Source organism: Pseudomonas sp. MF09156, from assembly GCF_059862305.1.
The window spans coordinates 51620-66273 of record NZ_JCBCUR010000010.1; the positions used below are offsets into that span (position 1 = coordinate 51620).

General features: G+C 60.5%; 14 protein-coding genes. 8 read left to right on the forward strand and 6 right to left on the reverse strand.

Annotation, left to right across the window (positions count from 1 at the left end; all coding sequences use genetic code 11):
* Nucleotides 1-58 precede the first annotated feature (58 nt).
* Nucleotides 59-1693 (reverse strand): methyl-accepting chemotaxis protein, encoded by a 1635-nt coding sequence (locus tag AC19YY_RS20545; RefSeq protein WP_170041491.1) that lies wholly within the window; start codon nucleotides 1691-1693, stop codon nucleotides 59-61.
* Nucleotides 1694-1943: 250 nt separating this feature from the next.
* Here AC19YY_RS20545 and AC19YY_RS20550 point away from each other — a divergent pair, with 250 nt between their 5' ends.
* Together AC19YY_RS20550 and AC19YY_RS20555 are read left to right on the forward strand one after the other, a co-directional pair.
* Nucleotides 1944-2774, forward strand: a complete 831-nt coding sequence (locus AC19YY_RS20550; protein ID WP_500604760.1) for an undecaprenyl-diphosphate phosphatase — start codon at nucleotides 1944-1946, stop codon at nucleotides 2772-2774.
* The gene (locus AC19YY_RS20555) at nucleotides 2774-3157 is read left to right on the forward strand and encodes a DUF1294 domain-containing protein (protein ID WP_169952859.1); all 384 of its coding nucleotides are present in this window, start codon (nucleotides 2774-2776) and stop codon (nucleotides 3155-3157) included. The genes AC19YY_RS20550 and AC19YY_RS20555 overlap by 1 nt, the downstream gene beginning before the upstream one ends.
* A gap of 90 nt (nucleotides 3158-3247) precedes the next feature.
* On the opposite strand, the gene AC19YY_RS20560 is transcribed toward AC19YY_RS20555, so the two are convergent.
* The gene (locus tag AC19YY_RS20560) at nucleotides 3248-3598 is read right to left on the reverse strand and encodes an MmcQ/YjbR family DNA-binding protein (RefSeq protein ID WP_057440098.1); all 351 of its coding nucleotides are present in this window, start codon (nucleotides 3596-3598) and stop codon (nucleotides 3248-3250) included.
* Between the two features lie 11 nt (nucleotides 3599-3609).
* A complete protein-coding gene (locus tag AC19YY_RS20565) occupies nucleotides 3610-4518 on the reverse strand; it encodes a LysR substrate-binding domain-containing protein (protein WP_170041490.1) in 909 nt (302 codons plus the stop codon).
* A 126-nt stretch (nucleotides 4519-4644) separates the two neighbouring features.
* Here AC19YY_RS20565 and AC19YY_RS20570 point away from each other — a divergent pair, with 126 nt between their 5' ends.
* Both AC19YY_RS20570 and AC19YY_RS20575 read left to right on the forward strand, forming a co-directional pair.
* Entirely contained in the window at nucleotides 4645-5256 is a 612-nt protein-coding gene (locus tag AC19YY_RS20570; RefSeq protein WP_169952460.1) for an FMN-dependent NADH-azoreductase, read from the forward strand.
* A 181-nt stretch (nucleotides 5257-5437) separates the two neighbouring features.
* Nucleotides 5438-6475 (forward strand): alpha/beta hydrolase family protein, encoded by a 1038-nt coding sequence (locus AC19YY_RS20575; protein WP_169952457.1) that lies wholly within the window; start codon nucleotides 5438-5440, stop codon nucleotides 6473-6475.
* Here AC19YY_RS20575 and AC19YY_RS20580 read toward each other — a convergent pair.
* Nucleotides 6469-7641, reverse strand: coding sequence for an MFS transporter (locus AC19YY_RS20580; RefSeq protein WP_500604761.1), 1173 nt, complete (start codon nucleotides 7639-7641; stop codon nucleotides 6469-6471). The two genes, AC19YY_RS20575 and AC19YY_RS20580, sit on opposite strands and share 7 nt — an antisense overlap.
* 177 nt (nucleotides 7642-7818) lie before the next feature.
* Nucleotides 7819-9405: an ABC-F family ATPase gene (locus AC19YY_RS20585; protein ID WP_071610063.1), complete on the reverse strand. Its 1587-nt coding sequence runs from the start codon at nucleotides 9403-9405 to the stop codon at nucleotides 7819-7821.
* A 467-nt stretch (nucleotides 9406-9872) separates the two neighbouring features.
* Here AC19YY_RS20585 and AC19YY_RS20590 point away from each other — a divergent pair, with 467 nt between their 5' ends.
* Nucleotides 9873-10685, forward strand: coding sequence for a class I SAM-dependent methyltransferase (locus tag AC19YY_RS20590; protein ID WP_500604762.1), 813 nt, complete (start codon nucleotides 9873-9875; stop codon nucleotides 10683-10685).
* A 117-nt stretch (nucleotides 10686-10802) separates the two neighbouring features.
* Here the strand turns inward: AC19YY_RS20590 and AC19YY_RS20595 are convergent, their stop codons facing one another.
* On the reverse strand, nucleotides 10803-11201 hold the full coding sequence (locus tag AC19YY_RS20595) for a TIGR03067 domain-containing protein (protein ID WP_492634609.1): 399 nt from the start codon (nucleotides 11199-11201) through the stop codon (nucleotides 10803-10805).
* A gap of 390 nt (nucleotides 11202-11591) precedes the next feature.
* Between AC19YY_RS20595 and AC19YY_RS20600 the strand changes: the two genes are divergently transcribed.
* The 3 genes from AC19YY_RS20600 to AC19YY_RS20610 all read left to right on the forward strand — a co-directional run bounded on the left by AC19YY_RS20600 (nucleotide 11592) and on the right by AC19YY_RS20610 (nucleotide 14641).
* Nucleotides 11592-12935 carry a Wzz/FepE/Etk N-terminal domain-containing protein gene (locus AC19YY_RS20600; RefSeq protein WP_500604763.1) on the forward strand — a complete coding sequence of 448 codons (1344 nt, stop codon included), beginning with the start codon at nucleotides 11592-11594 and terminating at the stop codon, nucleotides 12933-12935.
* 278 nt (nucleotides 12936-13213) lie between these two features.
* Entirely contained in the window at nucleotides 13214-14113 is a 900-nt protein-coding gene (lpxO, locus tag AC19YY_RS20605; RefSeq protein WP_170041487.1) for a lipid A hydroxylase LpxO, read from the forward strand.
* A 210-nt stretch (nucleotides 14114-14323) separates the two neighbouring features.
* The gene (locus AC19YY_RS20610) at nucleotides 14324-14641 is read left to right on the forward strand and encodes a hypothetical protein (RefSeq protein WP_070996253.1); all 318 of its coding nucleotides are present in this window, start codon (nucleotides 14324-14326) and stop codon (nucleotides 14639-14641) included.
* The last annotated feature ends 13 nt before the right edge of the window (nucleotides 14642-14654 follow it).

The window sequence follows — 14654 nt, forward strand, 5'->3', positions numbered from 1 at the left end:
CCCAGGCAAATGCAGAACCCCTGTAGGCGCTGGCAAACCAGCCCCTACACAGTGGGCGTTAGACCTTGAACTGGCGCAGCAGGCCGTTGAGCTCTTCGCTCAAGTCCTTCAGGTGCACGCTGGCCACACTCGACTGCTGGGCCGCCAGCGCAGTGCTGTGGGACAGGCCGGCAGCCTGGGTCACGTTCTGGTTGATGTCTTCCACCACATGGGCCTGTTGCAGGGTTGCGCTGGCAATCGAGGCGTTGAGGCCGTTGAGGTTGCGCAGGGCCTGGCCGATGGCATTCAGGCTGGCGCCCGCCTGGCCGGCTTGTTCGATGGTCAGTTGCGAGGCCTGGTGGCTGTCGCTGATCACCTTGACTGCTGCTTCGGAATGCCCTTGCAGGCGTTCGATCATGCTCTGGATTTCGGCGGTGGACTTTTGCGTACGCTGGGCCAGCAGGCGCACCTCATCGGCAACCACCGCAAAACCACGGCCCTGTTCGCCAGCGCGGGCGGCTTCGATGGCGGCGTTGAGGGCCAGCAGGTTGGTCTGGTCGGCAATCGAGCGAATCACCTCCAGCACCCCGCCAATCTGCGTGCTTTCGGTGGACAGGGTGCGGATCACTTCCACCGCCTGGCTGATGGTGCCGGACAGCGCGTCGATCTGTTGCAGGCTGCCGTCGATATTGACCTGGCCCTGTTCGGCCTGGGTCTGGGCATCGCGCATTTCGCTGGCGGCGTGTTCGGCATTCTTGGCCACGTCCTGCACGCCGTAGGTCACTTCGTTAATAGCGGTGGCCACCAACTCCATCTGCTGGGACTGCTGCTGGCTGCGGTCATGGGCCTGGCTGGCGTTGCTGCCCAGTTCGGCGGACGACTGGCCCAGGGCATTGGCGCACACCTGCAACTGGCTGACCACCTGGCGCAGCTTGGCAGTGAAGGTGTTGAAGTGCCGCGACAGTTGCGTGACCTCGTCCTGGCCATGGGTGTCGAGGCTGCGGGTCAGGTCGCTTTCACCGCTGGCGATGTTGGCCATGGCATGCACCGCTTCTTGCAGCGGGCGCACGATGCTGCGGGCAATCAGCACCACCAGCAGGGCCATGATCAGCGCAATGCCCAGGCCGATCAGCGAGGCTTCCCACACCTGGCCACGGAACTGTGCCTGCACATCATCTACATAGACGCCGGAGCCGATGATCCAGCCCCAGGGTTCGAACAACTGGATATAAGAGGTCTTGGCCACGGGCTCAGCCGCGCCAGGTTTCGGCCAACGGTAATCGACCATGCCGGCGCCCTTGGCCTTGGCCAGGGTGACGAATTCGTTGAACACCGCAAAGCCGTCCGGATCACGGATGGCCGAGAGGTTCTGGCCGTCAAGCTTGGGGTTGGCCGGGTGCATGATCATCACCGGCGTCAGGTCATTGATCCAGAAATAGTCATCCTGGTCATAGCGCAGCCCACGCACCACGCTCAGGGCTTGCTTCTGCGCGGCTTCGCGGGTCAGTACGCCGGTGGTTTCGAGGCTGTGATAAAAATTCAGAATCCCGCTGGCGGTCTGTACCACATGCTGGGTCTGCTGGCTCTTGGCCTGGTAGAGGTCGTCGTGGATCTGCTTGAGCATCAGCAAACCCAGGGTCAGCAACATCAACACGGCGACTATCAGGATCATCCAGAGGCGCCGGCTGATCGACATATTGCGCAAACTATTCATAGTCTTGTCACTCCGCGTTCTTATAATTTTCGGTGCTGCGTTGATCAGCCAGTGATAACGCGAAGCGAAATCCGGGCTTGTCTGATAGGCTTTCGGCCCGGAATCAAAAAACCTGAGTGCTGCCTGATTTTTCACAGAATTTTTGCAGTTCAGCCTTGATCCTGCGCGCGGCCTTGCAGCGTGCTCATCGTTAGTGAACACCTAGAAAATATCAACGAGGCATGCCGTCGCATGACCTTTTGGGGGAATAATGGATCTTTGGACCGCCTTTCAGGCACTGATACTTGGCATTGTCGAAGGGCTGACGGAGTTCTTGCCGATCTCCAGTACCGGGCACCAGATTATCGTCGCCGATTTGCTCGACTTCGGTGGCGAACGCGCCATGGCGTTCAACATCATCATTCAACTGGGCGCCATCCTGGCGGTGGTCTGGGAGTTCCGGCGCAAGATCCTTGACGTGGTGACCGGCCTGCCGACCCAGCGCAACGCCCAGCGCTTTACCATCAACCTGCTGATCGCCTTCCTTCCGGCGGTGGTGCTGGGGGTGATTTTTGCCGACCTGATCCACGAATACCTGTTCAACCCGATCACCGTGGCCACTGCGCTGGTGATCGGTGGGGTGATCATGTTGTGGGCCGAGCGCCGCGAGCATGTCATCCATGCCGAAACCGTCGATGACATCACCTGGAAAGACGCCTTGAAAGTCGGCTTTGCCCAGTGCCTGGCGATGATTCCGGGCACGTCGCGTTCCGGTTCGACCATCATCGGCGGCCTGCTGTTCGGCCTGTCGCGCAAGACGGCGACCGAGTTCTCGTTCTTCCTGGCAATGCCAACCATGGTCGGCGCGGCGGTGTATTCGGGCTACAAGTACCGTGAGCTGTTCCAGCCTGCGGACCTGCCGGTGTTCGCGCTCGGCTTTGTGGTCTCGTTCATCTTCGCGATGATTGCGGTGCGCGGTCTGCTCAAGTTCATCGCCAGCCACAGCTACGCAGTGTTTGCCTGGTACCGCATTGGGTTCGGCTTGCTGATCCTGGCCACCTGGCAGTTCGGCTGGATTGACTGGGCGGCGGCCAAGGCGTGATGACCATCCAGCATCCGCGCTTCAAGGCCCTGGTGTTTGTGCTGTTGTGTGCCGTGCCGTTGTTTGGCGCGGCACTGCTGGCGTATCGCGGGGTGTCGCTGATCCCGCTGGCGGCCTATGGGCTGGTCAGTGTGGTGACGTTTTGCTTGTACTGGAGCGACAAGCGCAAGGCCCAGAGCGACAGCTGGCGCACCCCGGAAAAGATCCTGCACGCGATGGAGCTGGCCGGTGGCTGGCCCGGTGCGTTGGTGGCACAGCAGGTGTTTCGCCACAAGACGCGCAAGGTGTCGTATCAGGTGGTGTTCTGGTTGATCGTGGTGCTGCACCAGGTGTTCTGGATCGATCAGTTGTTTCTGGGTGGCACGCTGCTGGCGGTCTTCTAGCTGTGTGGGGCTTGGGAGCGAAGCTGCGCTCCCACAGGGGTATGTGCATGTCTCGATGATCAAGTTGTGTGCAAGACGACCTGGACTGGCTTACTCGTCCAGCCTCAGGCCGATCTGCGTACGCTTGGGCAGTTTGCTCACCACCAACTGGTGGGAGCGCTGCAGCAAACCGCGCAACTCCTCGCCGCCCAGCGGGTAGGGCAGTTGCATGATGATCCACTGCGCGCGTGCCAGGTACGGCGCCGGGTGGATGCCCGGGCGGTCCACGTGGCCGAGGAACAGCTCCTTGTCGACCTTGAACGCCAGGGAGTCACCCCGCAGGTTCTGCAACGCGAACATCTTGTTGCCGGCAATCGAGAACACCCGCACTCCACCCCATTTGTAATCCTCGCGCGCACCGGGCAGGCCCAGGCAGAACTGGGCGACGTCGTCTTCGGTCATGATCCGGGTGTTCATAGCAGGCGATCTCCGCAATTGTTGAAGGCGTGGGCCAAAAAGTCGATCCAGGCGCGCACCGCTGGGGATACGCCGCGTCGGTGCGGGTACACCGCTTGCAGCCAGCCGCCAGGCAGTGACCATTCGGGTAGCAATTGCACCAGTTGGCCGGTTTCCAACTCCTGCTCGCAATACATCATCGGCAGCACGGTGAAGCCCAGGCCGGCGAGGGCGCTGGCCTTGCGCACCAGGAAGTCGTCGATGCCCAGGCGTGCTTCCATGGCCAGGTCGGTGGCATTGCCGGCAGGGTCGAGCATGCGCAGGTGGACCATGCGGTCGGCTTCCAGGGCGCCCAATACCGGCAGGTGCTTGAGGTCGGCCGGGGTGTTGATCTGATGGCCACGCACAAACTCGGGGCTGGCGACCATGGCCGTCTGCGCCTGACGCAGGCGGCGGGTCACCAGCAGCGGGTCTTCGTCCCCCAGTTCGCGCACGCGCAGGGCCACGTCCACGCCCTCGGCTACCAGGTCGACGCGGCGATTGATCAGCATCATCTCCAATTGCACCAGCGGGTGGGCTGCGAGAAATTGCGCCACCACCGTCGGCAGGATTTCGTGGGCCAGGCCCACCGGGCAACTGACGCGCAGGCGGCCACGGGGCTCGCTGGACATGTTGGCCACGGCTTCGTCGGCCATTTCCGCTTCCAGCAGCATCGCCTGGCAATGCCCCAGGTAGCGTTCGCCGACGGCGGTCAGGGTCAGTTGCCGGGTGGTGCGCTGCAACAGGCGGGCGCCGAGGCGTTCCTCCAGTTCGGCAATGCGCCGTGACAGCCGCGACTTGGGGATCCCCAGCAGCCGGCCAGCGGCCGCGAAGCCACCGGCTTCCACCACCTTGGCGAAATAGTAGAGGTCATTGAGGTCTTGCATGTTGGGCCTATTGTCCTGTCAGTGGGACGAACTATCGCATTTTAACCGGCTAATCGGCTATTGGATTGATCTGTAGGATTCTCTCCATCAGATCGCCCGGTGGCGGTCCTCACTTGGAGATCCCACATGAAACTCTTGCATATCGATTCCAGCATCCTCGGCGACAACTCGGTATCCCGTCAGTTGAGCCGCGAAGTGGTCAAGGCCTGGCAAGCGGCCGAGCCGGGTGTGGAAGTCACCTACCGCGACTTGGCCAGCGAAGGGATCAACCATTTTTCCGGGATCACCCTGGGCGCCCTGGGCACCGCTGCCGAACTGCGTGATGCGGTGCAGAAGCACGAAGCCGACCTGAGCGCCTCGACCCTGGCCGAGTTCCTGGCGGCCGACGCGGTGGTCATCGCCGCGCCGATGTACAACTTCACCATCCCCACCCAACTCAAGGCCTGGATCGACCGCATTGCTGTTGCCGGCCAGACGTTCCGCTACACCGAAGCCGGCCCGCAAGGCTTGTGCGGCAACAAGAAAGTCATCGTGGTCTCCACCGCCGGTGGCCTGCATGTGGGTCAGCCGACCGGTGTGGCGCACGAGGACTACTTGAAGGTGCTGCTGGGCTTCTTCGGCATTACCGACGTTGAGTTCGTACGTGCCCACGGCCTGGCCTATGGTGACGAAGCACGCAGCAAGGCGCTGAACGACGCCAATGCGCAGATCAGCGAGCAACTGTTCGTCGCTGCGTAGGAGATTTCACCGCGGCTCGCTATCAATCTGATTCGAGGCGCCTAAACTCTGTATTCTGCTGGCCTGAAAACCAGCGGATTACGGAGTTTTTTGTTTTGGGTGGGCGAATCTGGCGCAGGTTATGCAACACAGGGCCATACCGCCCACTCGCAGGCGTCACGCAGCACAGGTGGACATCCCCATGATGCGTCTTTGTGCAGTCTTGCTGGTTTCCCTGTTCGGCGGCCTCGTTCCAGTGCACGCCGCCGTGGCCCCGCACCCCCATTGGAGCGTGGGCTATCACCGCATGAGCTTTCTCGACCCGCTGGATTCGCAGCCGATGAAAGCCATCGCCTTTTATCCGTCCACCGGCCGCGAACATATCAGCCAGGTGGGCGCCTATCGCGTCGCCGCCACCGAGGATGCCAAGGTCGCCATTGGCCGTTTCCCGCTGCTGATGTTGTCCCATGGCAACACCGGCACACCCCTGGCCTTGCACGATTTGGCGACGTCGCTGGCGCGCAAGGGATTTGTGGTGGTGGCGGTGCTGCATCCTGGCGACAACTACAAGGACCACAGCCGCCTGGGCACCTTGAGCAACCTGTATGGCCGCCCGATCCAGATTTCGGCAGCGATTAGCGCCACCTTGGGCGACCCAATGCTGTCGCCGTTCGTCAATGTCGACCAGGTGGGCGTGATCGGCTATTCGGCAGGCGGCGAGACGGCGCTGATCCTGGCCGGGGCCAAGCCGGATTTCGAGCGTTTGCGCCGCTATTGCATGGAACGCCCCGAAGACCGTGACGCTTGCACGACCAAGGGCGAGCTGGTGGTCGACCGCGATGACCTGCAACCCCAGGCCGACTCCCGGATCCATGCGTTGATGCTCATGGCCCCGCTGAGCCTGATGTTTGGTCGGCACACCCTGGGCGACGTGCATGTGCCGGTGCTGCTGTATAGCGGCGACGGTGACAAGCTGGTGGCCGTGGATAAAAACGCCGCCGCCCTGGCGCGCAAGCTGCCGCAGCCGCCGGATTTCAAGCTGTTGGCCGGGGCCGGGCACTTTATCTTCATGGCCCCTTGCGATGATGAGCAGTTGGCGCTGATGCCGGCGCTGTGTACGGATGCCGATGGGGTGGACCGCGAGGGCATTCACCGTGACCTGATTTCCGAGGCCGGGCGTTTTTTCGGGCGCACCCTTGGCCAGCACTCGCGGGCCGGCCTACAGACCGCCGATCAATAGGCCCGGCGCATCAGCTGCAGGGTCAGGCCCAGGCCGGTGACGGACAGTAGCGCCGCGCCAAAGAAAATCCACGAGTAGCCCAGGTTCAACGCCACCGCGCCCATCAACGGCCCGGCAATCGCCAGCGCCAGGTCAAAAAACACCGCATAGGCACTCAGCCCCGCGCCCCGGCTGCTGTTGGGCACCTGTTTGATGGCTTCGACGCCCAATGCCGGGTACACCAGGGACAGGCCAAAGCCGGTGAGGCCGGCGCCGACCAGGGCGATGGCGGGAGAGGGTGCGAGCCATAGCAGGGCCAGGCCGAGGGTTTCCAGGGTCATGCAGGCAATCGCTGCGCGAAACCCGCCAAAGCGGTTGATGCTGGAGATAAACAGCAGGCGCGAGAGGATAAAGCAGATGCCAAACACCGTCAGGCACCAGGCGGCGCCGGTCCAGCCGCGGCTCAGGTAGAACAGGGTAATGAAGGTGGTCAGGGTGCCGTAGCCAATGGATGCCAGGCACAGGCTGGCGCCAAACGGCGCAATCCGCCCGAACACCGCCCAGAACGGCAGGCGCTCGCCGCGCACCACCGGCACCGAGGGCTTTTTGCGGATCAGCACCAGGCCCAGCCCGGCCAGCACCGCCAGCGCGATACCGAGGCTGTTGTAGCCATATTGCGCAACCATCACCACACCCAGCGGCGCACCAATGGCGATGGCGCCGTAGGACGCGATGCCGTTCCAGGAGATCGAGCGGGCGGTGTGTTCGGCGCCGACCTGGCCCATGCACCAACTGATAGTGCCGACACCGATCAGGCCCTGGGCCACGCCCAGCAGCACGCGGCCGACAATCAGAATTCCCAGGCTCAGATTGGGCAGGCTTTGCAGCGCAGTGGCGAACAGGGTCAAGACGCCGCTGAGCAGGATGCCGCTCAAGCCGAGCACAATCGCGCGCTTGGTGCCGACGTTGTCCGACATGCGCCCGGCCATGGGCCGGCTGAGGAGGGTGGCCAGGTACTGCGAACCGATGGTGATGCCCGCCACTACCGCACTGAAGCCCAGTTGTTCATGGACGTAGCCGGGAATCACCGCAATCGGCAGGCCGATGCAGATAAACGCGATAAAGGTATAGAAGACGATGGAGACGATCTGCAGGGTGATCGACAGGGAGCTGGGGGCGGCAGGCATGGAGGCTCATTCGCGGCAGGGCGGTGAACCCATCATGGCAAGGGCTGGGGAGAAAAGGAAGCAGGCTAACAATCATTGGCTTGACGCTCCGTTGGTCGAGCCTGGAAATGCAAAAAGCCCCGTCACTGCTGACGGGGCTTTTACTTGCAGCGTGTAGCCAGCCGCTATTGGCTGCCCTTAAAACACCACGCCCTGGCTACGCAGGTAGTCGTCATAGGTGCCGCTGAAGTCGATCACGCCGCTTGGGCTCAGCTCGATGATGCGAGTGGCCAGGGACGATACGAACTCACGGTCGTGGCTGACGAAGATCAGCGTGCCCGGGTAGTTCTCCAGCGCCAGGTTCAGCGCCTCGATGGACTCCATGTCCAAGTGGTTGGTCGGTTCATCCATGACCAGCACGTTGGGCTTTTGCAGGATCAGCTTGCCGAACAGCATGCGACCTTGCTCACCACCGGAGATGACCTTGACCGACTTGAGGATCTCGTCGTTGGAGAACAGCATGCGGCCGAGGGTGCCGCGGATCACTTGTTCGCCCTGGGCCCACTGGCCCATCCAGTCGAACAAGGTGACGTCGTCTTCGAAGTCGTGGGCATGGTCCTGGGCGTAGTAGCCCAGCTCAGCCGCGTCGGTCCACTTCACGCTGCCGGCGTCCGGGGTCAGTTCGTTGACCAGGGTGCGCAGCAGGGTGGTCTTGCCGATACCGTTCGGGCCGATGATCGCCACGCGCTCGCCCGCTTCAACCTGGAAGCTGAAGTCCTTGAACAGGGTCTTGCCGTCAAAGCCCTTGGCCATGCGCTCGACGATGACCGCCTGGCGATGCAGCTTCTTGGTCTGCTCGAAGCGGATGAACGGGCTCACACGGCTCGAAGGCTTGACCTCGGCCAGTTGGATCTTGTCGATTGCCTTGGCGCGGGAAGTGGCCTGCTTGGCTTTCGAGGCGTTGGCCGAGAAACGGCTGACGAACGATTGCAGTTCGGAGATCTGCGCTTTCTTCTTGGCGTTGTCCGACAGCAATTGCTCGCGGGACTGGGTGGCCACGGTCATGTACTCATCGTAGTTGCCCGGGAACAGGCGCAGCTCGCCGTAGTCCAGGTCAGCCATGTGCGTGCACACGCTGTTCAGGAAGTGACGGTCGTGAGAGATGATGATCATCAGGCTGTTACGCTGGGTCAGGATGTTTTCCAGCCAGCGGATGGTGTTGATGTCCAGGTGGTTCGTCGGTTCGTCGAGCAGCAGCACTTCCGGATCCGAGAACAGCGCCTGGGCCAGCAATACGCGCAGCTTCCAGCCTGGGGACACTTCGCTCATCGGGCCGAAGTGCTGCTCGATGCCGATACCCAGGCCCAGCAGCAGTTCACCGGCACGGGATTCGGCGGTGTAGCCGTCCATTTCGGCGAACTCGGTTTCCAGCTCGGCCACGGCCATGCCGTCTTCTTCGCTCATTTCCGGCAGCGAGTAGATGCGATCGCGCTCGGCCTTGACCTTCCACAGCTCTTCGTGACCCATGATCACGGTGTCGATCACGTTGAATTCTTCGTAGGCGAACTGATCCTGGCGCAGCTTACCCAGGCGCACGTTCGGTTCCAGCATGACCTGGCCGCCGGACGGGTCGAGGTCGCCACCGAGGATTTTCATGAAGGTCGACTTGCCGCAACCGTTGGCACCGATCAAACCATAACGGTTGCCGGCGCCGAACTTGACCGAGACGTTCTCAAACAGCGGCTTGGCGCCGAACTGCATGGTGATGTTAGCTGTGGAGATCAATTACTTTACCTATCAATAGCTTGGGGTGCGCTTATTTGGGCCGGGACCCATTCGGAGCCCGGGCCAACGGGCATGCGTCAACAGCGACATCAAGGCGTGAAGCCCAGTCGCCGAGCAGAAAATATGGGGTGCATGTTGGAATTTGGCGCGCATTGTCGCATATGTGAGGCGCGAGTTATATGACAGGCAGGCTTGTCCGGCGCCAAGAAGTGCGGCGCGGGTCTGTTCTGGCGGGAAATTCTACAAAATTCATCGAGTTGTATCGAAATTGTATCGATTGTCAGGTTTGTGGTTGATAACAGTTGAACATCCAATGGCCGTGGATTAAGTTTCCACCGTTCGCCCTGCAGTGATGGCTCTTTACCGGTTCAAGGATGGCGAGGCTGTCGGTGCGGGGCGAACCACCTTCTTTTTTTGACGGCGCTCATTGCCATCCTGTTGCGCACGCTCAATGGTTTGGAGACGCAATGGACACGCTGTCTGCTCAACAGGCGATCGCCAGTAACAAGGCCGCCTGGAACGAATCCGCCGAACACCATAAAACCACCGAGCACTGGCAAGGCCTGCTCGCCGGCGTCGGCGAGCCCGACTTCAGCTGCCTGGATCCCACCCTGACCTCAGTGTTGTTGCAGGTGGGCATACAGGGTCGGGACGCCGTGCAACTGGGCTGCAACAACGGCCGTGAGAGCCTGTCGCTGTATGGGCTTGGTGCCCGCAGTGTGGTCGGGGTCGACCAGTCCGATGCGTTTCTGGCGCAGGCGGTGGAACTGGCCAGCCGCTCGCCGCATGCACCTGAATTTATCGAAGCCGATGTTCATCATTTGCCCGAGCGTGTGTTGGGGCGGTTTGATATCGCCCTGATCACCATCGGCGTGCTGGGTTGGATGCCAGATATCGGGCTGTTTATGCGGCATGTTGCCAGCACCCTGAAAGAGGGGGGCACGCTGGTGATCTACGAGACCCATCCATTCCTGGAAGTGTTCGACCCCGAAGCGGCCAACCCGATGTTGCCGGCCACCTCCTACTTTCGCCGCGAGCCTTTTGTGCAGAACGAGGCAATCGTCTATGAAGGCACCAGCAAAAGTGCCGCCGCCACGTCCTACTGGTTTGTGCATACCCTGGGGGAGACTGTCAGCGCGGCCATCGCGGCAGGGCTGCAGATCAGTCATTTGCAGGAATACCCGCACTCCAATCGCGAAGAACTGTACGACCGGTACGAAAACCAGGCCGCGCAATTGCCCATGTGCTACACGCTGACTGCGGTAAAACGCTCGGCCTGAAGGCAAAAAAAGGCCCGCTGGGGCGGCGGGCCAAGGGATTCATCTGAGGAGTTGGGTTTAACCTAACGCGTCAAAGGTGAACACTTTGTGAAAATCCTGTCGCAAAAACCTGCCTGCTCAAGACCTGCGCACAAAGGTGCGCATGGTTTGCCCTGGCGTCGTACTGAAACGCGTTGGCCGGGGCATGCCTTCATCCGCCGCGATGAACACGAAGTGCCTGTCATCCAAGGTGTAGCTGGCCGGCAGGCATTTGCCGGCGTCGGCCCCTATGGAATCTATCCAAGTGATGCTTTTGGGCGTGGTGCTGGCGTCCAGGCTAAAACACCCCTCTAGCAGTACGTTGCCGTCGACGGTCTCGACCCGGAATCGATCACCGTCAATCGTGGTCAGCGCACCTGGCGCACTGTGCTCGTCCGGTGGATTGCTGACACCGCTGTCTTCCAGGGCAATTTGTTCCCAGGTGCCTTGCAGGGCCTGTCTATCCAGTTGCGTTGGGCTCGATAGGGGTGATGGCATCAAAAGCTCCTTTTATTGATGGGCCGGGCAGGGCGGTTTGTCTACCAGCCAATTTTTTTAAAAACTGGCATGGAGCTTTCTGCAGGAAATGTCTCAAAAAAGCCAAGTAGTTGAGTTCTCCCCCTTGCAAGCAGCGATTTTGACATATCGTAAGAACGATGCTGCTCGATATGTCGTCTACGCTGATCAATGTCATAGATGACATTGATTTTTGTGAAGGAAAACAAACTCCATGCGATAGGGATTTTTTCAGTGACTAAATGGTCGGATGACCGTTGTCTCGTGTCGTACGAGCCATATACAGGGCGTTGTCCCTGCATTTTCAGTTGGTTATTCAGATCTATCGTGTAGTGGACAGCCAGCGTCCACTTTTTGAAGGGTGTCCCCATTTTGAATAGAACTCCCCAGGTGCACGCCCCCGTGGTGTCTGACGAAATTGATTTATTTGAGCTGTTTCACTCGATTTGGCGGCAGAAGAAACTGGTCATCGGCTGCACCCTCTTTGCCGGCCTGCTTGGTGTTGGCTACGCGCTGCTCGCTCCCCGTGAGTACCAGGTCAGCAGCGTGCTGAGGCCGGCAGCTATCAATGAACTGGACGCACTCAATCGTTCCGAGGTCTACAAGTTGCCACCGGCGGACGCGCTGGCCAAAGTGGGCGCGCAGTTGGATTCGTACGACGCGCGACTGAGCTTCTTCAAAGCCAACCCGGCGTTGTTCCAGGCGTTTCAGGAGCCGGGCCGCAGCCTTGAGCAGAGTTTCGAAGCGTTCAACCGCAACTCGATCAAGCTGATCCTGCCCGATCCGAAGAAAGCAGATTCCCTCAGTAGCTATATCCGTCTTGAGCTGCAATACCCCACGGATATAGACGGGGTCGCGATTCTCAACGGTTTTGTCGACTACGCCATTGCAGCCGAGCGCGAGCAAGTGGGCGCCGATCTCAAGGTGATCGTCAACAACCGCCTTACCGAGCTCAAGGGCAAGATTGACGCGGCGCGCGCCAATTATGAAACCGACAAGGAATCGAAGATCGCCAAGCTGCTGGAAGGCGACAAGCTCAAGCGCGCACAGCTTGAAGACGAACTCAGCGCCCTGCGCCTACAGATGAAAATGCAGCGTTCCAACCGCCTGGCAGAGTTGAACGAGGCCATCTCGATTGCCAAGTCCATGGGCATCAAGAACCCGACCACGCCGTCGTCCATGGCCGATGCCGGGCGTAGTGGCACAAGCCAGGTGATGCGCACCGAGGTCAACAACCAGCAGATTCCCCTGTACTTCCTCGGCACCGACGCCCTGGAAGCCGAGCGCACGGCCCTGCAGCAGCGTACCAGTGATGACTTCACCAACAACCGTGTCGCCGAAATCGGCAAGGAACTGCAGTTGCTGGAGGTCAATCGCCAGGTCGAGGTGATGAAGCGTCGGGGCAATGAAGATATTTTCCTGCAGGATGTCGAGCCCTTGCGCGCTGAAGTGGCGCGCCTGCGCAGCCTGAATATCGATATGAGCGCCTTGAAACTGGTGACCATTGACCGGCGCGCCCAGGAGCCCCTGAGCCCGGTCAAGCCGAAGAAAATCCTGGTGGTTGCGTTGAGCCTGGTGGGCGGTTTGCTGCTGGGGATATTGATCGCGCTGGTTCGCCATCTGGTGCTGGCACGCGGCAAGCCAGTGGCCTATTCGCCCCTGGACGACGACCGCTTTACCAAGCGCGAACGCAAGGATGACCAGCCACTGGGCTGAGTCACGCCGCTCCTTTGCCGGGCTGCGTCGCAGCCCGCAAGACCCGCCACCCTGCGTCCGAGGTGGCGCGGCTATACAGTTGGAAGACACCTTTTCACAATTCTTAGTTAACCTTTGGTTACAATCTATGGCTAAAATAACTGCCATTGGCCACTATCCGAACTGTCTCCAAGGCACTCGTGGGCTGTTAACGAATTGTGATTTCAGGTGCTGCATTTTCCCTCCCTGGCCCGGCCTGGAGGAGCAGCCTGTACTCTTCTGACATGTGACGAATTCCCGTGAAACTCATCATTGTTGCTCTCTACGTTGTCTCCATCGCGTATGTCCATCTGCGTGGCCGGGTGCGACATAAGCTGGGCCGTCAATTAAGCGACCACTCGACCTTCCTCGCCCCGGTCAATTGCTTCCTTTACCTATTCTCCAAACTGCCCGGCCGCCCGTATCTCTCGCCCAGCGATTTCCCCGACCTGAGCCCGCTCCAGGAGCACTGGCAGGAGATTCGCGAGGAGGGCCAGAACCTGATGCGCGCCGGCGAGATCAAGCGCTCGGACCAATACAACGACGTGGGTTTCAACTCGTTTTTCAAATCGGGCTGGAAACGCTTCTACCTCAAGTGGTACGGCGACAGCCATCCTTCGGCCATGAAGCTGTGCCCACGTACTACGGAGCTTGTGCAAAGCATCGGTTCGATCAAGGCCGCGATGTTTGCCGAACTGCCTCCAGGCTCGAAATTGGTGCGCCATCGCGATCCTTATGCTGGCTCCTATCGTTACCACCTGGGGTTGGACACACCCAACGATCCAGGCTGCTACATCAACGTGGACGGTGAAAACTATTACTGGCGCGACGGCGAGGCGGTGATGTTTGACGAGACTTACATTCACTACGCCGAAAACACCACCCAGCAAAACCGCATCATCTTGTTCTGCGATATTGAGCGACCGATGAAATACCGTTGGGCTGCGGCGTTCAATCGCTGGTTCAGCCGCAATGTAATGGCCGCCGCCGGCTCGCCCAATGATGCCGGGGACAAGACCGGCGGCTTGAACCGCGCCTTTACCCGCCTGTACAAGATCCGCCTGCGCGGCAAGGAGCTGAAAAAGCGTAACCGCACCCGGTATTACCTGGAGAAGTGGGCGATTTTTGCTGGTTTGGCAGTGATTTTCATATTGATCTGAGAGTAAGGCCCCTTGCCACTGGCAGGGGCTACTCAGGCGGCTGGGTCCCCAGTTTCTGCCCTATCTTCTTGCTGAGCCGCTGCCGGTTGGCGTAGGGGCATTCGAAAAGCCGTGTTACACCTGCATGGAAAGTATTTGGTTACCAAATCCGAACCCAGGGCGTAGCGTGTTATCGAATGCAGGTATTCCTCACCCTACAGAGGTTTTGTCATGAACAGCCGTACGCGCAGCCTTGTAGTGCTGGCCCTGGGCCTTGCCTTGAGTGGCGGGGTGCAGGCGCAGAACCTGCCCGGCAACAACAACCCGTATAACAGCCCGATCAAACGGGCCAATCCCAACAGCATGCAGGGCACCCAGCCCAATACGCCCGCCACCCGCGGTACCTACACCGCGCCGGTGCCTCGGCCGCCGACCCTGGAAAATGGCGGTATCGGCAACCGCTATCCGCAACGTGATGCAGCACCTGCACGTCCCGCCACCCAACCTTCAGCCCCGACGCAAGATGCCAATGGCAATCGCCGGCCCTGAACGCAAGGAACCC